Origin of the sequence: Streptomyces sp. NPDC005402 (assembly GCF_040606575.1) — a bacterium.
GTDB lineage: Bacteria > Actinomycetota > Actinomycetes > Streptomycetales > Streptomycetaceae > Streptomyces.
This window is the reverse complement of sequence record NZ_JBEXFB010000007.1, coordinates 266,465-291,977: the sequence shown is the minus strand read 5'-3', so window position 1 is coordinate 291,977 and position 25,513 is coordinate 266,465. Positions and strand designations below refer to the sequence as shown.

Here is a 25,513-nt window from a genome sequence, read left to right as displayed (position 1 = left end):
TAGGGGCGGGGGCGAGAGGGCACGTCGGCGGGTGTCGAGCGGGTCGTAGGGGCAGGGGCGAGGAATCACGTCGGGGAGGGCTCGGGGTGGGTCGCGGCCGGGATGCGGGCCTTGCGGACGGCCGGGATCAGTGCGGCCGTCAGCGCGGTCAGGGCCATCAGGCCGGCGGCTACCAGGAGGGAGAGCAGGCCGCCGTAGGCGTGCAGGAGTTTTCCGGCGGCGAAGGCGCCCGCGGTGGTGCCGAGGGCGACCACCAGGCCGGACAGGGCCGCGACCCGGCCCTGCAACTCCTGGGGCGTGATCGTCACTTGGTAGACCGCGGTGGCCACCCCGAAGACCGCTCCGATGACGTTCATCACGGCGAACAGCACACCGAGCTGTACCGGCCCGGTGGCCCAGGCCATGGCGTTCATCAGGGCGGCCCACACGGTCAGCCCGCCGATCAGGAGGACGGGCAGCGCGAGCCGCGCCATGAACCAGCGTCCGGTGAGTGCTCCGAGCAGACCACCGCAGCCGCTGATCCCCAGCACCAGGCCCAAGGTGGCCTCCGGCAGCCCCTGTTCCTTGACCAGCACCACGACCAGACCCTGCATCACCACCTGGAGCAGGGCCGTGGCCACGGTGACCACCGGCAGCATCGCGCGCAGCGCCCGCTGTCCCCGCAGCCAGCGCAGGGCGTCGGCCAGGTCCCGGTGGATCGCACGGCGGTGCACCGCCGTCTCGGTCCTCAGGTCGGCCCGGATGAACCGCAGGTTGATCGCCGCGACCAGCGCCCCCAGCGTGGCGGCGAGGAAAGGGCTCCAGCGCGTCCAGGTGAACAGCACGGTGCCGGCCGGCCCGCCGAGCAGACCCGCGACCCGCCCGCGGGCCTCGTTCTGGGAGAGCGCGGAGGGCAGCTGCCGCGCCGGGACGACCGTGCGCACGGTGGCCCGCTCGGCGAGCGAGGAGACGATGGCGAGCGACACCTCGGTGGCGATCAGCGCCAGGAGCAGCCCCATGCCGAGCGCCCCGAGGGCCAGGGTGACCCCCACCGCGCCCAGCACCAGGATCCGGCCGACCGCGCACCAGCGCATCACCGCACGCCGGTCCCAGCGGTCGACCAGAACCCCGGCCGGCAACTGGACGACGGCCTGCGGCAGTACGGCCGCGGCCGACGCCAGGCCGACCGCCTCGGCCGAACCGCCGGAGATCTGGAGCGCGAGCAGCGGATAGCAGACGCCGCTCATCCGGGAGCCGAAGAACTGAAGCCAGTTGCCGGTCCACAACAGGAGGAAGTCGCGGTTGCGACGCAAGGGGAGCGCCGCAACCGCCGTCTCGTCGACCACCGTCATGCGTCGAGCCTGCGCGCCGGGTCTACGGAGTTTCTACGGACCCGGGCCGCGCCGTCGAGCGCCGCGAGGCGGTCCGCGAGCAGCCGGCCGACGTGCGCGATCGGTCCGGGCCGGGTCATCAGGCCCTCGTGGTCCGAGTCCACGTCGTGGTTGACGATGTCTCCCGCGACATGGTCCTGCCAGGCCCGGTGACCCAGCTCGCGGGCGAGCGCCCCCTGATCGCGTCGGGCGGTGACGAACAGCATGTCGCCGCCGAAGCGGCCCGGGGTGTGGGACCACATGAGCCGGGTGTTGTTCACGTAGACGTCCTTCATGGCGAGGATCTCGTGCTCCTCGAACCGGGCCATCACCTTGTTCTCGCGCGCCAGGAAGGCCCGGTAGCGCTCGATCGGGAAGGTCTCCGCGGTGAGCTCGGACTCCTGGAAGTCGAAGCCGATCGCCCGCAGGTTGCGCGCGACGATCACGGCCTCGGAGGGCGGCTCGGTGCCGGCCGCGTCGGCCACCGGGTAGGCGTCGAGCACGGCGAGGAGTTCCACCCGCTCGCCGCGGCGCTCCAGCTCGGTCGCGATCGCGTGGGCGACGGTCCCGCCGACCGACCAGCCGAGCAGCCGGTAGGGGCCCTCGGGGGCCACCGCGCGGATCTGGTCGGCGTAGTCGGCGGCCATCTCCTCGATCGAGGCGGGCAGCGGCCCGGCACCGTCGGTGCCGCGCGCCTGGAGCCCGTACACCGGGTGGTCGGGGCCCAGGTGGGCGAGGAGGCCGAGGTAGCACCAGCTGAGGCCGGCGGCCGGGTGCACGCAGAACAGCGGGGGACGGTCCCCGGTGGCCCGCAGCGGCACCAGCACCCCGTGCCCGTCGCGGTCGCCGTCCGGCTCCAGGTCGTGCAGCAGCTCGGCCGGGGTGGGCGCCGGGAAGAGCCGGCGCAGCGGCACGTCGACGCCGAACACCGCACCAACGCGGCTGACGAGCCGTGTCGCGAGGAGGGAGTGCCCGCCGTTCTCGAAGAAGTTGTCGTCGAGCCCGAAGCCCGCGAGGCCGAGGACCTCGGCGAACAGGGAGCACATCAGCTCCTCGCGCGGGGTGGTCGGTGCCCGGCCGGCAGCGCGCGAGCCGAAGTCGGGCACGGGCAGCGCGGCGCGGTCGACCTTGCCGTTCGGGGTGAGCGGCAGGGCGTCCAGGACGACAACGGCCGCGGGCACCATATGGGCCGGGAGAGTCTCCTTGAGCCGGTCACGCAGTACAGGGCCGAGTCCGGTGTCGTCCCGACGGCGGGCCGGGTCGTTGGCGCGCGGCCGGGGATCGGGCGCAGGAGCGGGCCGGTAGACCCCGGCGAGGGCCAGGTCCACCGGGCCGTCGCCGACCACGAACAGCACGTCGAGCGCGCCGTCCCCGGCGTCGGAGGCCGCCCAGGTGACGGCCACCCGGTGGCCGGTGCGCTCGGCGAGGGCGTACAGGTCCTCGGGGTCCACGGCCCAGGCGGGCGGCGCGTCCTCGTCGTCCTCGTCGAACAGGCCCCGCACGGCTGCCACTTCGGCGGACAACCGCAGGTTGGGGATGCCCGTGACCCGCAGCGCCGGGCGGCCCGCGGACAGCTCCGCGGCCAGCTCGTCGAGGCCGTTCAGCTGCTCCCCCCAGGCCAGGGCCGGGGCGTCGGGAGCGGTGCGGTCCAGGGCCGTACCGGTGCGCAGCACCACGTCGTAGCGGTGCCGGGTGAGTTCGTTGTGGTGCAGGCCGCGCCGGATGCGGAGGTCGACCCCGGTCACGCCGGCGAGGTCGGTGAACCACTCGGGCGCCAGCAGCAGTTCCTTCTCGCGCACCACGGCCCGCTCGACCCCGGCACGCAGCCGGTCCCGCTCGGCACCCTGAGGCTCGGAGTCCCGCCCGGTGAGGGCGACCGCCCCGCGCAGGGTGCGCAGGGTGCGCAGATTGCGGACGTCGCCGATGAAGACGGTGCCGCCGGGGGCCAGCAGCTCCCGCACCTTGTCCAGGACCTCGGCGAGGTAGTCGGCGCTGGGGAAGTACTGGACCACCGAGTTGAGCACGATGGTGTCGAAGACGCCCCGCGGCAGCCCGTCGGTGTCGTGCGCGGGCTGGGTGGTCAGCGTGACCCGGCCGGCCAGCTCGGGCCGCTCGGCGACCTGGGCGCGCAGCCGCTCGACGACGGAGCCGGACAGGTCGGTGCCCCAGTAGCTCTCGCAGTGCGGAGCCACATGGGCGAGGATCAGTCCGGTGCCCGCGCCGATCTCCAGGACCCGGCGCGGCCGGTCGGCGAGGATGCGCTCGACGGTGCCGGCCCGCCACTCGCGCATCTGCGCCGTCGGGATCGGGTCCCCGGTGTAGGTGCTGCGCCAGATGCCGAAGTCCTCGCCGAAGGTGTCGGAGCCGGGCTCGCCGTAGAGGGCGTCGTAGGCGGCCTCCCACTCGCGGACCTGGCTCTCCTCCCGCTCGGTGTCCCGGCTGCCGTCGCCCCGGTCCGGTACGGCGTACGCCACCAGCCGCTTGTCGCCGGGGGTGTCCTCGCGGGCGACGACCACCGCCTGGGCTATCTCCTCCTGGACGGTCAACGCGGCCTCGATCTCGCCGAGTTCGATGCGGAAGCCGCGCACCTTGACCTGGTGGTCGGTGCGGCCGATGTACTCCAGGTCGCCGTCCGCGCTCCAGCGGACCAGGTCGCCGGTGCGGTACATCCGGCTGCCGGCCGGCCCGAAGGGGTCGGCGGTGAACCGCTCGGCGGACAGTCCGGGCCGGTTCAGATAGCCCCGGGCCACCCCGGTGCCGGCGATGTACAGCTCGCCGGCCTCGCCGGGGGCCACCGGGCGCAGTCCGGCGTCCAGGACGTAGACCCGGGTGTTGTCCAACGGCCGTCCGATGGGCGGCCGTTCGCAGGTGGCGTCGTCGAGCCGGGCGGCTGTGGACCAGATGGTGGTCTCGGTCGGGCCGTACACGTTGGTGAGGGAGCCGCCCAGGTCGTGCAGGGCGCGGCCGAGCGCTCCGGGCAGCGCCTCGCCGCCGACGAGCTTCACGAGGCCGCGCAGAACCTCGGGCCGGGTGGCGACCAGGCCCTGCCACGCGGTCGGGGTGGCCTGCAGGACGGTGGCCCCGGACCGTTCGACGAGCCGGGCCAGGGCCACCGGGTCCTTGACGGTCTCGCGGGCGGCGAGCACCAGGCGGGCGCCGTGCGCGAGCGGCGTCCACAGCTCCAGGTTGGAGATGTCGAAGCCGATGGTGGTGACGGCCAGCAGCCGGTCGTCCGCGGTCAGCCGGAGGTGGCCCTGCATCGCGTTCAGCAGGTTGAGCAGGTTCTCGTGGCCCACGACCACGCCCTTGGGCCGGCCCGTGGAACCCGAGGTGTAGATGACGTACGCCGGGTGGTCGGGCTGGGGGGCCGCGATCCGGCGGACCCGCTCCACCTCGGCGTCGGTGACGGCGTCGAGGGCGTGCGCGGTCGCCGGGTCGTCCAGGACCAGGCGCGGGACCTCGGGGGCGGTGTCCCCGGGGAGCGCGGCGGCGGTCTCGCGGTCGGTCAGCAGCAGGGCCGGGGTGGCGTCGGCCAGCATGTAGGCGACGCGGTCGGCCGGGTACTCCGGGTCGACCGGCACGTACGCGGCACCCGCCTTGAGGACGGCGAGCAGGGCGACGACCATCGTCGCGGTCCGGGGCAGAGCCACGGCCACCAGGTCCTCGGCGCCGACGCCGCGGGCGGCGAGGCAGTGGGCGAGCCGGTCGGAGCGCAGGTCCAGCTCACGGTAGTCGAGGGTGAGGTCCTCGAAGTCGAGGGCGGGGGCGTGCGGGGTACGGGCGGCCTGCGCCCTGAACAGGGCGGGCAGGTGGTCGGCGGGCAGTGCGCGGGCGGTGTCGTTCCAGCTGACGAGCAGTCGGCCGCGGTCGCTCTCGGGCAGGGTGTCGAGGGCGCCAACCGGGGCGTCGGGGCGGGCCGCCGCGGCCGTGAGGACGGCGACGAGACGGTCCGCGAGGCCGCGGGCGGTCTCCCGGTCGAACAGGTCGGCGGCGTATTCGAGGACGCCGGCGATCCCGCCCGGTGTGCCGTCCGCGGTGTGCCGCTCGCCGAGCCGGAACATCAGGTCGAAGCGGGCGACGCCGGTGCCGACGTGCTGCCCGGAGGCGGCCACGTCCGGCAGCGGCCCGGCGGGACCGGGGTCCGTGGTGTCGCGGGCGGCGACGTTGTCGAAGGTCAGCATGGTCTGGAACAGCGGGTGGCGGGCCATCGAGCGGACCGGGTTGAGCGTGTCCACGAGCCGTTCGAAGGGCACGTCCTGGTGGGCGTAGGCCGTCAGATCGGTCTCCCGGACCCGGGCCACGAGAGCCGTGAACGGCTCGTCGGCCACCACCTCGGTACGCAGGACGAGGGTGTTGGCGAAGAACCCGACCAGGTCCTCCAGGGCCTCGTCGGTGCGGCCCGCGATCGGGGTGCCGATCGGGATGTCGCCGGCCCCGCTCAACTTGGACAGCAGAGCGGCCAGGGCGGCCTGAACCACCATGAAGAGGCTGGCGTGGTTGTCCCGGGCCAGGCCGGTCAGCAGCGCGTGCGTCTCGGCCGGGATCTCCACGTCGAGCAGGTCGCCGCGGTAGGAGGAGACGGCCGGGCGCGGCCGGTCGGTGGGCAGGTCCAGCTCTTCGGGCAGACCGGCCAGCGCCTCCCGCCAGTGGGCGAGTTGCCGGGCGGCGAGACTGTCCGGGTCGTCCTCGGAGCCGAGCAGCTCGCGCTGCCACAGGGTGTAGTCGGCGTACTGCACCGGCAGCGGTGACCAGCCGGGTGCCTCGCCCCGGCAGCGGGCGGCGTAGGCGGCCGTGAGGTCGCGGACGAGCAGCGGCATCGACCAGCCGTCGGTGGCGATGTGGTGAACCAGGAGCAGCAGCACGTGCTCGTGGGGGCCGACGGAGAACAGCGTGGCCCGCAGCGGCGGTTCGGCGCCGATGTCGAAGGCGTACCGCGCCTCCTCGTCCAGGCCCGTGGCCAGCTCCTCCTCGGTGGTGTCGCGCACCGTCAGGCCGGGGCGGGCGCGTTCAGGGTCGAGGACGGTCTGGTACGGGCCTTCGGCGTCCTCCGCGAAAACGGTGCGCAGGCTCTCGTGGCGGGCGACGAGGTCGGCCACGGCGGCGGCGAGGGCGTTGCGGTCCACCGCACCGGAGAGTCTGAGCGCGGTCGGCACGTTGTAGGTGTGGCTGCGGCCCTCGAACCGGCCGAGGAACCACAGGCGCTGCTGGGCGGAGGAGAGCGGCACACGCTCGGGCCGTGCGCCCGCGAGCAGCGGGGGGCGGGCGGGGCCGCCGGAGCCGAGGGCGGCGGCGAGTCCGGCGACGGTCGGCGTCTCGAAGAACTGGCGGATGGTCAGTTCTTCGCCGAGCGTGGCGCGGATGCGGCCGGCGAGCCGGGTGGCGAGCAGCGAGTGCCCGCCGAGGGCGAAGAAATCGTCGTCCAGGAACACCCGTGGCACGCCGAGGACTTCGGCGAACAGCCCGCACAGGATCTCCTCCTGCGGGGTCCGCGGGGCCCGGCCGGTCTGGGCCGGGCCGTACTCGGGCGCGGGCAGGGCGGCTCGGTCCAGCTTGCCGTTGGGGTTCAGCGGCAGGCCGTCCAGAACGACGAACGCGGAGGGCACCATGTGCTCGGGCAGGGCGGCGGCCGCGTGGGCGCGCAGCCGGGCCCGGTCCACGGCGCGTCCGGCGCCCGGGACGACATAGGCCACCAGGCGCTTGTCGCCGGGCCGGTCCTCGCGGACGAGAACGGCGGCGCGGGCGACGTCCGCATGGCCGAGGACGACGGCCTCGATCTCACCGAGCTCGATCCGGAAGCCGCGCACCTTGACCTGGAAGTCGGTACGGCCGAGGTAGTCGAGGTCGCCGTCGGGGCTCCAGCGGACCAGGTCGCCGGTGCGGTACATGCGGGTACCCGCCGGGCCGAGCGGGTCGGCGACGAACCGCTCCGCCGTGAGGCCGGGGCGGCGGTGGTAGCCGCGCGCCAGGCCGGGGCCGGCGATGTACAGCTCGCCCGCGACACCGACCGGGACCGGCTGAAGGGCCGCGTCCAGGACGTAGAGGCGGGTGTTGCGCAGGGGGGCGCCGATCGGGGGTACGCCGGTGATCTCGTCCCGGGTGTACCAGGCCGCGGCGTAGACGGTGGCCTCGGTCGGGCCGTAGATGTTGGCGAAGCGTTCGGCGCCGACGGCGCGTACGACGTCGTTGGCGTCGCGGGCGGAGACGGCCTCGCCCGCGAGCACCACCTCGCGGGCGGCGACCAGCGGGCCGCCGTCGCCGACGAGCTGGGCCATGGCCGAGGGCACCCCGCTGATCAGGGACACCGAGCGGCCGGCGTGGGCGCTGTCGCCGAGTTCCAGGACGTCCCGCATCACCTCGACTGCGCCGCCGCTCAACAGGGGGCCGAACATCTCGAAGACGGAGACGTCGAAGTTGAGCGAGGTGGAGGCCACCACATGGGCCATGCCCTCGGCGCCGAACTCGCCCACCGCCCAGGCCGCCAGGTCGGCGACGTTCTCGTGCGGCACCACGACGCCCTTGGGCAGACCGGTGGAGCCGGAGGTGTAGATCGCGTAGGCGGCGTGCCCGGGCCGCAGGGGCCTGACGCGCTCCGCGTCGGTCACGTCGTCGGCGGGCAGCGCCCCGAGGGCGGCCGCGGTGGCCGGTGCGTCGAGGACGATCCGCTCGCCGCCCTCGTCGGGCAGCCGTCCGAGCACCTCCCCGGTGGTGATCAGCAGTCCGGGGCTCGCGTCCCGCAGCAGGTGCGCGATGCGGTCGGCCGGGTAACCGGGGTCGATCGGCACGTACGCCGCACCGGCCTTGAGAACGCCGAGCACCGCCACCAGGGTGAGTTCGGTGCGGGGCAGGGCGATGCCCACGAAGCGGTCCGGCCCGGCGCCGCGCCCGATCAAAAGCCGCGCCAACTGGTTGGCGCGAGCGTCGAGTTCGGCGTACGACAGCGTCCGGTCACCATGGCGTACGGCGAGCGCGTCGGGGGTGCGGGCGGCCTGCGCGGCGAAGAGGGCGGGCAGGGTCGCGCGGGGCACCTCGTGCGCGGTGTCGAGCCAGTCGCCGAGGATGCGGCGGCGCTCGTCGTCCTCCAGAATCCCGATGCGGCTCAGGGGCAGTCCGGGGTTCTCGGCGAGGGCGTCGAGCAGCAGGGTCAGCCGGCGTACGAGGGTCTCGGCGGTGGCCCGGTCGAACAAGTCCTCGTTGTATTCGAGGTGCCCGGTGATCCCGGCGGGTGTGCCGTCCTCGGCGCGGCTGTCCGCGACGGCGAGCAGCAGGTCGAACTGGGCGACCCCGGTGCCGACCCGGTCGCCGGAGACGGTCAGTCCGGGCAGGCGACCCTCGCCGAGCGTCGCCTTCTGATCGACGTTGTTGAAGGCGAGCATGGCCTGGAACAGTGGGTGGCGGCCCATCGCCCGCGGCGGGTTGAGTACCTCCACGAGCCGCTCGAAGGGCACGTCCTGGTGGGCGTACGCCGCGAGGTCGGTCTGCCGGGCGCGGGCCACCAGGTCGGTGAAGGCCGGATCGCCCGAGACGTCGGTGCGCAGCACGAGGGTGTTGACGAAGAAGCCGACCAGGTCTTCGAGCGATTCGTCGGTGCGGCCGGCTATCGGGGTGCCGATCGGGATGTCGGTGGAGCCGCTGAGCTTGGACAGGAGGGCGGACAGGCCGGCCTGGACGACCATGAAGAGACTGGCCCGGTTCTCCCGGGCGAGGTGTTCCAGGCGCTGGTGCAGAACGGCCGGCACGGTGACCGGCACGGTGCCGCCGCGGTAGCTGCTCCGGGCCGGGCGCGGCCGGTCGGTGGGCAGCGGCAGTTCCTCCGGAAGGTCCCGCAACGCCTCGCTCCAGTGCGCGAGTTGGCGGCTGACCAGGCTGTCGGGGTCGTCCTCGGAGCCGAGCACCTCGTGCTGCCAGAGGGTGTAGTCGGCGTACTGCACCGGCAGCGGCGACCAGGCGGGCGCCTCGCCGGCGCAGCGGGCGGCGTAGGCGGTGGTGAGGTCGCGGACCAGGACCGGCGTGGACCAGCCGCCGTCGCTCGCGATGTGATGGACGAGCAGCATCAGGACGTGCTCGTCGGGGCCGAGCTCGAACAGGTGGGTGCGCAGCGGCGGTTCGGCCGCCAGGTCGAAGCCCTGGCGGGCGGCCCGGCGCAGTTCGTCGGCGAGGCCCGCTTCGTCGGTGCGGGTGACCAGGGGCTTGGGTCGGGCCTGCTCGGGGGCGAGGACGATCTGGTGCGGGCCCTTCGCGTCCTCGGCGAAGACCGTGCGCAGGGTCTCGTGGCGGGTGACCACGTCGGCCAGCGCCGCGGCCAGGGCCTCCCGGTCGAGGGATCCGGAGAGGCGCAGGGTGGTGGGGATGTTGTGGGCGGCGCTCGGCCCCTCCAGCCGGCTCAGGAACCACAGGCGGCGCTGGGCGAAGGAGACCGGCACCCGCTCGGGACGCGGCCGGGCCTCCAGCGCGGGGCGGGCCGTGTCGCCGGAGCCGAGCAGTTCGGCCAGGCCGGCCACCGTCGGCGTCTCGAAGAGCTGCCGGACCGGCAGGTCCACGCCGAGGGTGGCGCGGACGCGGGTCATCAGGCGCAGGGCGAGCAGCGAGTGTCCGCCGCGGGAGAAGAAGTCCTCGTCCACCGTGACTCGTGGCACCCCGAGGACTTCGGCGAACAGCCCGCACAGGATCTCCTCCTGCGGGGTGCGAGGGGCTCGGCCGGTGTTCTCCAGGCCGTACGCGGGGGCGGGCAGGGCGGCGCGGTCGAGTTTGCCGTTGGGCGTCAGCGGCAGTGCGTCGAGGGTGACGAACGCCGCCGGGACCATGTACTCGGGAAGGGAGGCCGCCGCGTACTTGCGCAGCAGGGTGTGGTGCGGGCCGCTCTGCGCGCCGGCGGGGACGACGTAGGCGATGATGCGCTGGTCGCCGGGGGTGTCCTCGCGGACGAGGACGGCCACGCGGGCGACGTCCGGGTGGTCGGCGAGCACGGTCTCGATCTCGCCGAGTTCGATGCGGAAGCCGCGGACCTTGACCTGGAAGTCGGTGCGGCCGATGTATTCCAGGTCGCCTCCGGTCGTGCGTCGGACGAGGTCGCCGGTGCGGTACATGCGGGTGCCGGCGGGGCCGTGGGGGTCGGCGACGAACCGTTCGGCGGACAGGCCGGGGCGTCGGTGGTAGCCGCGGGCCAGACCGGCGCCGGCGATGTACAGCTCCCCTGCCACGCCGACCGGGACGGGCCGCAGCCCTGAATCCAGTACGTAGACGCGGGTGTTGGCGATCGGGCCGCCGATCGACATCTTGTCGGTGACCTGGGTGGCGGTGGACCAGATGGTGGTTTCGGTGGGGCCGTACAGGTTGGTGACCGGTCGGCCGTCTTCGGTGAGGGTGCGGGCGAGGGTTGCGGGCAGTGCTTCGCCGCCGACGAGGACTCGTAGCCCGGTGGGCAGGTTTCCGGCTTCGGTCAGGGCGTGCCACAGGCTGGGGGTGGCTTGCATGAGGGTGGCGCCCGAATCACGTACGAGGGTGAGGAGTGCGGCGGGGTCGCGGACGACTTCGCGTGCTGCCAGGACGACTTGGGCGCCGTGCAGGAGGGGCAGGAAGAGTTCCAGGCCGGCGATGTCGAAGCCGACGGTGGTGACGGCTGCGAGCCGGTCGTTCTCGGTCAGGGTGAAGCGGTCCTGCATGGCGGTCAGGAAGTTGACCAGTGCCGCGTGGGGGACGGTGACGCCCTTGGGGCGGCCGGTCGAGCCGGAGGTGTAGATGACGTAGGCGGTGTGGTGGCCCGACCGTCCCTCTATCACCGGGTCGTTGGCGGGGTACGCCTCCAGGTCGGCTCCGCCGAGCACGTCTTCGGTGAGGGTGAGGACGGGGTGGGCGTCGTCGAGGATGTGGGCGATCCGTTCCTGCGGGAACTCGGGGTCCACGGGGACGTATCCGGCGCCGGACTTGAGTACCGCGAGGAGTGCCACCACGAGGTCCGTCGTGCGGGGCAGTGTGATGGCCACCAGGGTCTCGGGGCGGGCGCCTTGCTCGATCAGCCAGTGCGCGAGCCGGTTCGCCCGGGCGTTCAACTCCCCGTAGGAGAGCGCCACCTCACCGAAGACCACAGCATGCGCATCGGGGGAGGCGGCCGCGCGCGCCGCGAACAGCTCGGGGACGCCGGTCGGTGCGACGGCCCGGGCGGTCTCGTTGGCGCGTTCCAGGAGCTCGTGCCGCTCGGTCGAAGTCAGCAGGTCCACGCGGGCCACCGGTGTGTCCGGGGCGGCGGCGACCGCGGTGAGGACCCGGGTGAACCGCTCGGCGACGCGCTCGGCGGTGGCCCGGTCGAACAGGTCCGTGCTGTAGTTCAGGGCGCCGCTCAGACCGTCGGGCGCGCCGGAGGCCGTCTGGCGCTCCTCGACCGTGAAGGAGAGGTCGAAGCGAGCCGTCCGGGTCTCGGCCGCGTGGCCGGAGACGGTCAGGCCGGGCAGTTCGGCGGCAGCCGTGCGAGCCTGCCGCTGGTCGTTGTCGTTCCAGGTCAGCAAGGTCTGGAAGAGGGGGTGACGGGCCATCGCCCGGGGCGGGTTGAGTACCTCCACCAGCCGCTCGAAGGGCACGTCCTGGTGCTCGTACGCGTGCAGGTCGGCGTCCCGGACCCGGGACAGGAGCTCGCGGAAGGTGGGGTTGCCGGACAGGTCGGCGCGCAGTACCAGGGTGTTGACGAAGAACCCGACCAGGTCGTCGAGCGCCTCGTCGGTGCGGCCCGCGATCGGGGTGCCGATCGGGACGTCGGTGCTGCCGCTCAGCTTGGACAGCAGGGTGGCCAGGGCGGCCTGGACGACCATGAACAGGCTGGCCCGGTTCTCCCGCGCGAGCTCCAGGAGGCGGACGTGCACCTCGGCCGGCACCGCGAGGGGCAGGGTGTCGCCCCGGTGGGTGGCGGTCGCCGGGCGGGGTCGGTCGGCCGGCAGGCCCAGCTCCTCGGGCAGGCCGGCGAGGGTGTCCCGCCAGTAGGCGAGCTGCCGGGAGACCAGGCTGTCCGGATCGTCCTCGGAGCCGAGCAGCTCCTGCTGCCAGACGGTGAAGTCCGAGTACTGGACCGGCAGTTCCTCCCAGCCCGGAGCCTCGCCGGCCAGCCGGGACGCGTAGGCGCCGAGTAGGTCGCGGACGAGCACGGGGACCGACCAACCGTCACCCGCCACGTGGTGCAGCAGCACCAGCAGGACATGCTCGTCCGGGGCGAGTGCGAACAGGGTGCAGCGGATCGGGGTCTCGGCGAGGAGGTCGAACTCGTGCCGGGCGGCGCTCTCCAGGGCGCGGTCCAGACCGGCCTTGTCGGTGGGCACCACCGTGAGCACAGGTGTGGCGGCTTCGGCGGCGGGGGCGAGGACCACCTGGCGCGGGCCCTCGGGCCCGTCGGCGAGCACCGTGCGCAGCGTCTCGTGGCGGGTGACCACGTCGGCCAGCGCCGCGGTGAGCGCCCGGCGGTCCAGGGAGCCGGACAGCCGCAGAGCGGTGGGGATGTTGTAGATCGCGCTCGGGCCGTCCAGCTGGTTGAGGAACCACAGGCGGCGCTGCGAGAAGGACAGCGTGGTCACGAGTTCTCCTTGGTACCGGTGCGGCGGCGCAGCGCGGGACGGGTGGTGGTGGCCTGGGCGTGGTCGAGGCTTTCGGCCAGGGCCGCGACCGTGGGCTTCTCGAAGAAGCCGCGGATGCTCATCTCCTTGCCCAGGGCCGAACGAACGCGGGAGGCAAGGCGGTTGGCGAGCAGTGAGTGACCGCCGAGGGCGAAGAAGTCGTCGTCGATGCTCACCTCGGCCACGCCGAGGACTTCGGCGAACAGCCCGCACAGGGTCTCCTCCTGCGGGGTGCGCGGCGGTCGCCCCTCGCCGAGTGCGCCGAGCGCGGGGGCGGGCAGGGCGGCGCGGTCGAGTTTGCCGTTGGGCGTCAGCGGCAGTGCGTCGAGGGGGACGAACGCCGCCGGGACCATGTAGTCGGGCAGACTCGCGGCCACGTGCTTGTGCAGGACGTCTCCGTCCGGTGAGCCGTCCGGGCCGGGGACGACGTAGGCGATGATGCGCTGGTCGCCGGGGGTGTCCTCGCGGACGAGGACGGCCACGCGGGCGACGTCCGGGTGGTCGGCGAGCACGGTCTCGATCTCGCCGAGTTCGATGCGGAAGCCGCGGACCTTGACCTGGAAGTCGGTGCGGCCGATGTATTCCAGGTCGCCTCCGGTCGTGCGTCGGACGAGGTCGCCGGTGCGGTACATGCGGGTGCCGGCGGGGCCGTGGGGGTCGGCGACGAACCGTTCGGCGGACAGGCCGGGGCGTCGGTGGTAGCCGCGGGCCAGGCCGGCGCCGGCGATGTACAGCTCGCCCGCGACACCGACCGGGACCGGCCGGAGCCTCGCGTCGAGCACGTACACCCGCGTGTTGGCGATCGGATCGCCGATCGACATCTTGTCGGTGACCTGGGTGGCGGTGGACCAGATGGTGGTCTCGGTGGGGCCGTACAGGTTGGTCACCGAGCGGCCGGCCGCGGTGAGGGCGCGGGCCAGGGAGGCGGGCAGTGCCTCACCGCCGACAAGGACCCGTAGTCCGGTCGGGATGTCTCCGGCTTCGGTCATCGCGTGCCACAGGCTCGGGGTGGCCTGCATGAGGGTGGCGCCCGACTCGCGTACGAGGGTCAGGAGCGCGGCGGGGTCGCGCACGACCTCGCGCGCAGCCAGGACGACCTGGGCGCCGTGCAGCAGGGGCAGGAACAGCTCCAGGCCCGCGATGTCGAAGCCGACCGTGGTGACGGCTGCCAGCCGGTCGTCCTCGGTCAGTGCGAACCGGTCCTGCATGGCGGTCAGGAAGTTGACCAGCGCCGCCTGCGACACCGTCACGCCCTTCGGCCGGCCGGTCGATCCCGACGTGTAGATGACGTACGCCGTCTGGTCGCCCGAACGTCCGGCCACCACCGGGTCGTTCTCGGGGTAGGCCCCGAGATCCACCCCGCTGAGCACGTCCTCGGTGAGCGTCAGGACGGGGGCGGCGTCGTCGAGGATGTACGCGATCCGCTCCTGCGGGAACTCCGGGTCCACCGGCACGTACCCGGCGCCGGACTTCAGCACCGCGAGGAGTGCCACCACCAGGTCGACGGACCGTGGCAGTGTGAGGGCCACCAGGGTCTCGGGTCGGGCGCCCCGTTCGATCAGCCAGTGCGCCAGGCGGTTCGCGCGGGTGTTCAGCTCTCCGTAGGAGAGCGCCACCTCACCGAAGACCACAGCACGCGCCTCAGGTGACATCGCCACACGAGCGGCGAAGAGTTCCGCGAGCGGGGTGTCCTGGACCTCGCGGTCGCTGTCGTTCCCCTCACCGAGCACCCTCTCCCGTTCACCCGGGGCCATCACGTCCACATCCGCCACGGGGGTTCCCGGTGCGTCCACCACCGTGCGCAGCACCCGTGTGAACCGCTCCACGAAGCTCTCGGCGGTGGCCCGGTCGAACAGGTCCGCGGCGAACTCCAGATGGCCGTGCAGGCCGGCCGCGCCGCCGTCGGGGGCGTAGCTCTCCTTCAGGGCCAGGGTGAGGTCGTACTTGGCGACCCTGGTGCCGAGCGGCAGCGTCTCGGCGGTCAGACCGGAGAACCCGTCCGCGACACCCGTGGTGACGCGGTCGTCGTTGTTGTTCCACATCAGCATGGTCTGGAACAGCGGGTGACGGGCCAGCGATCGCGTCGGGTTGAGCACCTCCACCAGCCGCTCGAACGGCACGTCCTGATGGGCGTAGGCCAGCAGGGAGGTCTCCCGTACCCGGTCCACCAGCTCCGTGAAGGAGGGGTTGCCGGACAGGTCGGCGCGCAGCACCAGGGTGTTGACGAAGAACCCGACCAGGTCGTCGAGCGCCTCGTCGGTGCGGCCCGCGATCGGGGTGCCGACCGGGATGTCCTCGCCCGCTCCCAGCCGGGAGAGCAGGGTGGCCCAGGCGGCCTGGACCACCATGAACAGGCTGGCCCGGTTCTCGCCCGCCAGCCGGGCCAGGCCCGTGTGCAGGTCGGAGGGGATGTGGAAGGGCACGGCGGCGCCGCGGTGCGAGGCGACCGCGGGTCGCGGCCGGTCGGCGGGCAGCGCCAGTTCCTCCGGCAGGTCCGTCAACGCCTGCTTCCAGTAGGCGAGTTGCCGGGCAGCGACGCTGTCGGGGTCGTCCTCGGAGCCGAGTACGTCGCGCTGCCACAGCGTGTAGTCGGCGTACTGGACCGGGAGTCCGGCCCAGCCCGGGGCCGTGCCGGCCTGCCGCGCCGCGTACGCCGTGGTGAGGTCGCGGGCGAGCACGGGGGCCGACCAGCCGTCGGTGGCGATGTGGTGCAGCACGAGCAGCAGGACGTGCTCCTGCGGGCCGGTGCGCAGCAGGGTGACCCTGAGCGGCGGTTCCGCGGTGAGGTCGAACGGGCGGGCCGCCGTCGCGGCGAGCCGTTCCGCGAGGTCTTCGGAAGGCACCTCGACGGCGCTGGGGGTGCCGAGCGCGGCGAGGGTCTCCTCGGGGGTACGGATCACCTGGTAGCCGCTGCCGGAGTCCTCGGCGAAGACGGTCCGCAGCGACTCGTGCCGGGTGACGACGTCCGCGAGAGCCGCACCGAGGGCGTCCTCGTCGAGGACGCCGGACAGCCGGAGGGCCGTGGGCATGTTCCAGGTCGCGCTCGGCCCCTCCAGGCGGTGCAGGAACCACAGCCGGCGCTGGGCGGGTGACAGCGGGATCCGCTCGGGCCGCTCGCGGCGGGTCACGGCCGGACGGGCGTCCTCGGCCTGGTCCAGGAGGGCGGCGAGCCCGGCGGGGGTGGGCTGCTCGAACAGGCCGCGGACGGCGAGTTCGACACCGAGGACGGTACGGACGCGGGCGACCAGGCGGGTGGCGAGCAGGGAGTGACCACCCAGGTCGAAGAAGTCCTGGTCGACACCGACCGCCGCCCGTCCGAGGACCTCGGCGAACAGGCCGCACAGGGCCTCCTCGCGGGCGGTGCGCGGCGCACGTACCGCCGTCACCTCGTGGGTGGGGGCGGGCAGCGCCGCCCGGTCGAGCTTTCCGGTGCGGGTCAGCGGCAGTTCGTCCAGGGGCACGTACGCGGCGGGCACCATGTGCGCCGGCAGCAGGCGGCCGAGGTGGGCGCGCAGCGCGGCGGCGGCCGGGACGGTGCGGCCCGGTGCGGCGACCACGTAGGCGACCAGGCGCCGGTCGCCCGGGGTGTCCTCACGGACCACGACGGCGCTGCGGACGATGTCCTCGTGCGCCGTCAGCGCGGCCTCGATCTCGCCGGGCTCGATCCGGAATCCGCGGATCTTGACCTGGTGGTCGGCGCGGCCGACGTAGACGAGTTCGCCGTCGGCCCCCAGCCGGGCCAGGTCCCCCGTGCGGTACATCCGGGCGCCGGGCGGACCGTAGGGGTCGGCGACGAAGCGCTCGGCGGTCAGGTCGGGGCGGCCGAGATAGCCGCGGGCCAACGCCGTCCCGGACAGGTGCAGTTCACCGACGACGCCGGGCGGCACGGGCAGCAGGCCCGCGTCCAGGAGGCGGACGTCGACACCGTCGACGGGGCTGCCGATGGGCGGGACGTCCGGCCAGTCGCCGACGTCGGCGGGCAGCGTCCACGCCGTCACCACATGGGTCTCGGCGGGCCCGTAGTGGTTGTGCAGCAGGGTCGCCGCCCCGGCGTGATGGGCGCGGACGGGCTCGCGCAGGGTGAGCGCCTCACCGGCCTGGACGAGGTGGCGCAGCTCTGACAGGTCGGCGCCGCACGCGCGGGCCGCCTCCAGGACGCCGTCGATCACCAGGTTCGGCGCGTACAGCTCGGCCACCTTGTGCGCGGCCAGCCACAGGGCCAGCTCGCGCGGGTCGCGGCGGGTGTCCTCGGGTACGACCGCGAGGGTCTTGCCGGACAGCAGCGCCGAGAGGATCTCCTGCACGGACACGTCGAAGCCGACGGCGGTGAACTGGGCCACCACGGTGCCGGCCGGGCCCGGCACCGCCCGCTCGTGCCAGTCGAGCAGCCCGGCCAGGGCGCGGTGCGGCATCACGATGCCCTTGGGGCGGCCGGTCGAGCCCGAGGTGTAGATGACGTACGCGGGATGGTCGGGCAGCGCGGTGGGGAACACGGTGTCCGGCGCGGCCGCCGGGCGCGGGGCCTCGACGAACACCCGCGGTACGGCGCCGGCCGGCAGGCCCGCGGCGAGGTCCGCGGTGGTGATCAGGACGCCGGGCGCGGTGTCGTCGAGGATCAACGCGATGCGCTCGGCCGGGAGTTCCGGGTCGACCGGCACATAGGCCGGGCCCGCCGTGAGCGCGGCGACGAGGGCGACGGCCAGGTCGGTGCCGCGCGGCAGCGCGACCGCGACCCGGTCCTCCGGGCCGAGCCCGAGGCGCCGCAGCTCGGCGGCCAACGCACGGGCCCGCTCGTGCAGTTCGCGGTAGGTGAGGCTGCGCGGGCCGTCGGTGACGGCGACCGTGCCGGGATGTTCCCCGGCCCGCGCGGCGAGCGCCTCGGCGAGCGGGCGGTACGGGCGCGGGGCCGGTCCCTGCGCAGCGCCGAGCAGCCGGGTGCGCGTCGCCTCGGGCAGTACGTCGATGCGGTGCACCGGGCGTTCGGCGTCGGCCGTGACGGCGGTGAGGACCGTGGTCAGGGTGGTGACGAACAGCTCCGCAGTGGCGGGGTCGTACAGATCGGTGGCGTACTCCAGACGGACGGCGAGGCCGTCCGGGGTGCCGCGCTCGGTGCGCAGGTCGGAGAACGCGAACAGCAGGTCGAACGTGGCCACACCGGCGTCGACCTCTCCGACCCGCATCCGTAGGTCGGGCAGGTCCTCGGCGAGCCTGCCGGTGGCGTCCTGGGCGGCGTTGTTCCAGGTGACCATGGTCTGGAACAGCGGGTGGCGGCCCAGCGCGCGGTTCGGGTTGAGGGCCTCGACCAGCCGCTCGAACGGCACGTCCTGATGGGCGTACGCGTTCAGGGAGGTGGTCCGGACCCGGTCGAGCACCTCGGCGAACGTGGGGTCGCCGGACAGGTCGGTGCGCAGTACCAGGGTGTTGACGAAGAAGCCGATGAGGCCGTCGAGCGCCTCGTTGACGCGGCCCGCGCTGGGCGTGCCGAGCGGGATGTCCTCGCCGGCGCCGAGCCGGGACAGGGCCACCGCGACAGCGGCCTGGACCACCATGAACAGGCTCGCGCGGTGCTTCTGCGCGAGGGACTCCAGCTCGGCGTGCAGTTCGGCCGGGAGTCGGAAGCGCAGGTCGGCGCCCTGGCCGCTGCCCTTCGGGGGGCGCGGCCGGTCGGCGGGCAGGGTGAGTTCCGCCGGCAGGTCCGCCAGTGCCTCGCGCCAGTGGGCGAGTTGACGGCCCAGTTCGCTGTCCGGGTCCTCGGCGGAGCCGAGCACCTCGCGCTGCCACAGGGTGTAGTCGGCGTACTGGACGGCCAGCGGCCGCCAGGTGGGCTCCTGGCCGCCGCGCCGGGCCGCGTACGCGGTGGCGAGGTCCTTGACGAGCAGCGGCACCGACCAGCCGCCGTCGCCCGCGATGTGGTGCATGACGAGCAGCAGGGCGTGCTCGTCGGGTGCGAGGGCGAACAGGTGGGCGCGCAACGGGATGTCGGTGGCCAGGTCGAAGCCGGTCCGGGCGGCCTCGGTGAGCAGCGCGGGCAGTTCCTCCTCGGTGGCGGGCCGTACGGCCGTCGGGACCGGGCGCGGGTCGAGGATGACCTGGTAGGGGCCCTCGGCGTCCTCGGCGAAGACGGTGCGCAGGGTCTCGTGGCGGGTGATCACGTCGGTGAGGGCGGCGGCCAGCGCCGGCTCGTCGAGGGTGCCGGTCAGGCGCAGCACCACGGGCACGTTGTAGGTGGCGCTGCCGGGTTCCTCGAACCGGCCGAGGAACCACAGGCGTTGCTGGGCGGGGGAGGCGGGCAGCCGGTCCGGGCGCGCCCGGGCGGTCAGCAGGGCGCGGCTCGCTCCCGCCCCGGTGAGCCGGGCGGTCAGGGCGGCGACGGTGGGCGCCTCGAACAGGGCGCTGATCGGCAGGTCCACGTCGAGCACCGAGCGGATCCGGCCGACCAGGCGCATCGCGGCCAGCGAGTGGCCCCCCACGGCGAAGAAGTCGTCGTCGATCGAGACCCGGGGCCGGCTGAGGATCTCCGCGAACAGACCGCAGAGGATCTCCTCCTGCGGCGAGCGCGGCGGCCGGCCGGTGGTGCTGTGGGTCTCGGCCGGGTCGGGGAGCGCGGCCCGGTTCAGCTTGCCGTTGGCGGTCAAGGGAAGTTCGGACAGCGGTACGAAGGCGCCAGGGACCATGTACTCGGGGACGGCGGCGGCCACGTGGGCGCGCAGGGCGAGCGGGTCGACGTCGGAGACCACCCAGGCGACCAGGCGTGCCTCGCCGGCCGCGTCGGGGCGTACGCCGACGGCCGCGGCCCCGACGTCCGCGTGGGCGGCGAGTACGGCCTCGATCTCGCCGGTCTCGATCCGGAACCCGCGCAGCTTGACCTGCTGGTCGCCGCGGCCGACGTACTCCAGACGCCCGGCGGCGGTGCGGCGGACGACATCGCCGGTGCGGTACATCAGGGTGCCGGTGTCGCCGTACGGGTCGGGCACGAACCGCTCGGCGGTGCGGCCGGGCTGTTTGAGGTAGCCGCGGGCGAGGCCGGCGCCGGACAGGTACAGCTCGCCGGGCACGCCGGGGGCGACCGGACGCAGCAGGTCGTCCAGGACGTACACACCGGTGTTGTCGAGCGGCTCGCCGAGGTGGATGCCGGCGGGGTCGGTGATCTCGGCGGCGGTGGACCAGATGGTCGTCTCGGTGGGGCCGTACACGTTCAGCACGTACCGCGCGCCGCCGGTGAGGGTCGCGGCCAGGTCGGCGGGCAGCGCCTCGCCGCCCACCAGGACGCGCACGCCGGCCAGGAACGAGGCGTCCCGTCCGGCGGCTGCGCGCCACAGCGTGGGCGTGGCCTGCATGAGCGTGATGCCGTGGCGGGTGACCGCGGCGCGCAGCGCCTCCGGGTCGCGGACCGTGTCGGACCCGGCGATGACGACGGCGGCGCCGCGGGCCAGCGGCAGATAGAGCTCCAGACCCGCGATGTCGAAGCCGACGGTGGTGACCGCGAGGAGCCGGTCGGCCGGGGTGACCGCACAGCGGTCGGCCATCGCCCGCAGGAAGTTGTCGAGGGCTCCGCGGGGCACCACGACGCCCTTGGGGACGCCGGTGGAACCGGAGGTGTGCAGGACGTACGCGGCGCTCGTGGCCGGCACCCGCAGGCCGAGGTCGGTGTCCGCGTGCCCCGCGAGGTCGGCCTCCTCGGTCAGGACAGTGGGCACGGCGACGTCGGGCAGGCCGGGCAGCAGCTCGCGGGTCGTGACGAGGACGGCCGGGGCGGCGTCCGTGATCATCCGGCGGATGCGGTCGGCGGGGAAGTGGGTGTCGATCGGCAGATAGGCGGCGCCCGCCTTCTGCACGGCCAGCAGCGTGACGAGCAGATCGGTGGTGCGCGGCAGGGCGACGGCCACGAAGCGCTCGGGGGCGGCGCCGGCCGCGGCCAGCAGCCGGGCCATGGCATTGGCGCGACGGTTCAACTCGGCGTACGTGAGGGTGACGTCACCGGCGGTGACGGCCGGTGCGTCCGGCTGCCGGGCGGCATGCCGCTCGTAGTGGTCGAGGAACCAGCGGTCCTCGGCCGCGCGCGCCGTGTCGGACGGGCCGGTGAGGGCGGCCGCGCGCTCCCCGTCGAGAAGTACGTCCACGGCGCCGATGCGCTGCCCGGGCTCCGCGACCAGCCGTGCCAGGACGGAGACGAAGCGGTCCACCAGACGCTCGGCGGTGCCGTGGTCGAAGAGGTCGCCGGCGTATTCCAGGATGCCGGTCATCCCGTCCGCCGCGCCGTCCGCCGTATGCCGCTCGCGCAGGTTGAAGGCGAGATCGAACTTGGCGACACCGCTGCCCACTCCACCGCGGGCGGTCACCGCGAGCTCGCCGAGCTGCGCCTCGGCCGGGCCCGAACCGGCCGGCCCGCCGGTGTTGTTGAAGGCGAGCAGGGTCTGGAACAGCGGTGCGCGGGCCAGCGAGCGGGCCGGGTTGAGCACCTCGACCAGTCGCTCGAACGGCAGGTCCTGGTGCGACCAGGCGGCGAGGTCGGTCTCCCGTACCCGGGTGAGGAGTTCGGTAAAGGTGGGGTCACCGCTGACGTCGGTGCGCAGCACCAGGGTGTTGATGAAGTCGCCGACGAGGTCGTCCAGCGCCTCGTCGAGCCGGCCGGCCACCGGCGAGCCGAGCGGGATGTCGTCACCGGCGCCGAGCCGCGACAGGGTCACGGCGAGCGCGGCCTGCACCACCATGAAGACGGTGGCGTCGGCGGCCCGGGCGCGCTCGGCGACGGCGCGGTGCAGCGCGGCGGGGATGCTGATCGCCACGTTGTCGCCCCGGTAGGAGGCGACGGCGGGTCGCGGCCGGTCGGTGGGCAGGGCGAGTTCCTCGGGCAGGTCCGCGAGGGTCTCGCGCCAGAAGGCCAGCTGCCGCGAGGCCCGGCTCGCGGGGTCGTCCTCGGAGCCCATCAGCTCGTGCTGCCACAGCGCGAAGTCGGCGTACTGGACGGGCAGTTCCTCCCATTGCGGGGCCGCGCCCCCGGCGCGGGCGGCGTAGGCGCGCGTCAGGTCGCGGGTGAGCAGCGGGGTGGACCAGCCGTCACCGGCCACGTGGTGCAGCAGGACGAGCAGTTCGTGCCGGTCCTCGGCGAGTTCGTACAGGAACAGCCTGAGCGGGAGTTCGGCGGACAGGTCGAAGGGGTGGCGGGCGTGCTCGGCGAGCAGGTCCGTCAACTCGTTCTCGGTGCAGCGCACATGCGTCAGATCCGGGCGTACGTCGGCCAGGACGATCTGGTGCACGCCCTGCTCGTCCTCGGCGATGAGCGTCCGCAGGCTCTCGTGGCGCTCGACGACGTCGGCGTACGCCGCGCGCAGGGCGTCGTGGTCGAGCGGGCCGGTCAGGCGCAGCGCGGAGGCCAGGTTGTAGACCGGGTTCGGCCCCTCCATCCGGTGCAGGAACCACAGCCGCTGCTGGCCGTAGGAGAGCGGCAGCCGTTCGGGGCGCCGCCGCCTGACCAGCGCCGGGCGCGCCTCCTCGGACTCGCCGAGGGAGCGGACCAGGGCGGCCGGGGTGGGGTTGCGGAACAGGTGCTTGACGGAGAGTTCGACGCCCAGGCTCGCGCGCAGCCGGCTGACCAGGCGGATGGCGAGCAGGGAGTGGCCGCCGAGGGTGAAGAAGTCGTCGTCGGGTCCGACGCCCGACAGGCCGAGCACCCCGGCGAACAGCTCACGCACCAGCTCCTCGCGCGGGTCGCGCAGGGCCCGCTGGACGGGCAGCACGCTCGCGATCTCCTCCGGGGCGGGCAGCGCTCCCCGGTCCACCTTGCCGTTGGGGGTCAGCGGCATCGCCGGCAGGGCCACGATCGCGGCCGGGACCATGTAGGCGGGCAGCGCGTCCGCGAGGTGGGCGCGCAGCGCCTCGGTGTCCACGGTCTCGGGCGTCACCCAGGCGACCAGACGGGCGTCGCCGGGACGGTCCTCGCGGGCGAGGACCACGGCCCGGGTGACGTCGGCGTGCGCGGCCGCGGCGGCCTCGATCTCGCCGGGCTCGATCCGGAAGCCGCGCAGCTTGATCTGGTCGTCGGCACGGCCGGCGTAGACGAAGGTGCCGTCCGCGCGCCGTCGGGCGAGGTCACCGGTGCGGTACATCCGGGCGCCGGGCGGGCCGTACGGGTCGGCGACGAAGCGCTCGGCGGTGAGGTCCGGGCGGCCGAGGTAGCCGCGGGCGAGGACCACGCCGGATATGTACAGCTCGCCGGCGACACCGGGGGCGACCGGGCGCAGGGCTGCGTCCAGGACGTAGGCGCGGGTGTCGGCGAAGGGCCGGCCGATCGGCACCGCGCCGTCGGCGAGTTCGGCGCCGGGCTCGACGCGGAACTCCAGGCAGTTGACGGTGGCCTCGGTCGGGCCGTAAGCGTTGATCACCGTGGCGTCGGGGTGGGCCGTACGCCATGCGCGCAGGGCCTCGCCGCGCAGGGCCTCGCCGCCGAGCACGAGGGTGCCGGAGGGCGAGACCTCGGCCGGCAGGGTGTCGAGCAACTCCAGGTGGCTGGGTGTGCCCTTGAGGAACGTGGGGCGCGGGCCGCCCACGGCATCCGGGAGTTCGGACAGGTGGGCGCAGCCGCCGGACACCAGCGGGGTGTACAGGCCGGTCACCGTGAGGTCGAAGGTGACCGAGGAGTGCACGAGGGTGAGGCCGGCGGCGTCCGGATAGGCCTGGCGGGCCCGTACGAGATAGGCGGCCACCGAGCGGTGCTCGACGACAACGCCCTTGGGACGGCCGGTGGAGCCCGAGGTGAAGATCAGGTAGGCCGGGTCGTGCGGGTGCGGTACCGCCGTGAAGGAGGCGGCCTCCTCTTCGGTGACGGCCAGGGTCTCGACATCCGAGGACCCGGACAGCGCGAAGCCCGGCTCGGTCAGGGTGAGCACGGGGTCGGCGTCGGCGAGCACCGCCGCGATCCGCTCCGCAGGGTGCTCGGGGTCCAACGGCACATACGCGCCACCGGACTTGGCGACGCCGAGCAGCGCCACCACCAGGTCGGTCCCGCGCGGCAGCAGCACGCCCACCGTCCGGCCGGGGCGGACCCCGCGCTCGATCAGGGTGCGGGCCACGTGGCTGGCGCGGGCGTCGAGCTGGCGGTACGTCAGGACCTGGTCGCCTGCGCGGACGGCGGGGGCGTCCGGGGTGGCCGCGGCCTGGGCGGTGAACAGCTCGGGCAGGCTGGGCAGCCGGGCGCCGTCGGCGGCGGCACCGGCGGGGCCGGCCGCGGCGGCCTGGGCGCGGGCGGTCTCGTCCGCACCGATCACGTCGGCCCGGCCGAGCGGCCGCTCCGGGGCACGGACGAGGGTGTCGAGCAGACCCAGGAACCGCTCGGCGATCGCCGCGGCGGCCGCGTCGTCGAACAGGGCGCGCTGGTGGAACAGCTTGAAACGCAGGGCGTCCTGCGGCATCCCGACGAGGCTGAGCGGGAAGTGGTTCGCGGAGTGGCTCTCGGCGCCCACCACCCGCAGCGGGTCGCTGTCCTCGGAGACGGCCGGCGCGGAGTCGAACGGGAAGTTCTCGAAGACGACGGAGGTGTCGAAGAGCGGCCCGAGTCCGGTGCGGTGCTGCACCTCCGACAGGCCCAGGTACTGGTGGGCGATCAGCTCGGCCTGGGCGTGGTGCACCCTGCCGAGGAGTTCGCCCGCGGTCTGCCCGGGGTCCAGCCTGATGCGCAGCGGCAGGGTGTTGATGAACAGGCCGACCATGGACTCGATGCCGGGCAGCTCGGCCGGGCGGCCGTTGACGGTGACGCCGAAGACCACGTCGTCGGTGCCGGTCAGACCGGCGAGGACCAGCGACCAGGCGGCCTGCACCACGGTGTTGACGGTGACGCCCGCGGAACGGGCGCGGGCCGTCAGGGCCCGGGTCTGCTCCTCGGTGAGCCCGAACTCGTACCGTCCGGGGTCCTGCGGGGTGTGCTCGCCGGCACCGGCCACCAGGCTGGGCGCGGTCAGCCCGTCGAGCATGGCGTCCCACGCGGCGCGCGAGGCGTCTGCGTCCTGGCGGGAGAGCCAGGCCAGGTAGTCCCGGTACGGGGCCACCGGCGGCAGCCCCCGGGCGTCCCCGCCCGACAGGTACAGGGCGTGGTACTCCTTCAGCAGGGTCGGCAGGGACCAGCCGTCGAGCACCGTGTGGTGGATGGTGAGCACCAGGCGGTGGCTCTGCGCGCCGAGCCGGATCAGGGTGAACCGGATCAGCGGCGGCCGGCCGGTGTCGAAGCGCTGCTCCCGGTCGGCGAGCGTGGCCCGGCGGGCCTCGGCGTCCGCCTCCGCCTCGGGGAGGTGGGACAGATCGATCTCGGTCCACGGCAGCTTGTACCGCGCCGCGACGAGCTGCACCCACTCCCCGTCCTTGCGCTGGCGGAACGCCACCCGCAGGCTCGCGTGCCGGCGCAGCAGGGCGTCGGCGGCTTCCCGGGCGCGGCCCGCGTCCAGCGGGCCGGCCAGATGGAAGGTCGACTGGACGGTGTAGATGTCGGGCGTCGCCTCGTCGAACACGCTGTGGAACAACAGGCCGCTCTGGAGCGGGGAGAGAGGCAAAATGTCATCGACGGTGCGGGTGTTACTCGCCACT

The 25,513-nt window shown here is 74.0% G+C and carries 3 protein-coding genes; all 3 read right to left on the bottom strand.

All coding sequences use genetic code 11. The features are described 5' to 3' along the window. Positions 1 to 65: 65 nt before the first annotated feature. From ABZT02_RS16305 to ABZT02_RS16295, 3 genes are read right to left on the bottom strand one after another with little or no spacing between them, the layout of a single operon-like run. The gene (locus ABZT02_RS16305; protein ID WP_356018441.1) at positions 66 to 1,331 is read right to left on the bottom strand and encodes an MFS transporter; all 1,266 of its coding nucleotides are present in this window, start codon (positions 1,329 to 1,331) and stop codon (positions 66 to 68) included. Continuing rightward, positions 1,328 to 12,901 (bottom strand): amino acid adenylation domain-containing protein, encoded by an 11,574-nt coding sequence (locus ABZT02_RS16300; protein WP_356018439.1) that lies wholly within the window; start codon positions 12,899 to 12,901, stop codon positions 1,328 to 1,330. The genes ABZT02_RS16305 and ABZT02_RS16300 overlap by 4 nt, the downstream gene beginning before the upstream one ends. Further along, positions 12,898 to 25,512 (bottom strand): amino acid adenylation domain-containing protein, encoded by a 12,615-nt coding sequence (locus ABZT02_RS16295; RefSeq protein ID WP_356018436.1) that lies wholly within the window; start codon positions 25,510 to 25,512, stop codon positions 12,898 to 12,900. Before ABZT02_RS16295 ends, ABZT02_RS16300 begins: the two co-directional genes overlap by 4 nt. Position 25,513: the final 1 nt, after the last annotated feature.

What these genes read in the sequence shown, in the direction of transcription:
- ABZT02_RS16305 (WP_356018441.1), bottom strand. Translation starts at nt 1,331, where the DNA reads ATGACGGTGGTCGACGAGACGGCGGTTGCGGCGCTCCCCTTGCGTCGC.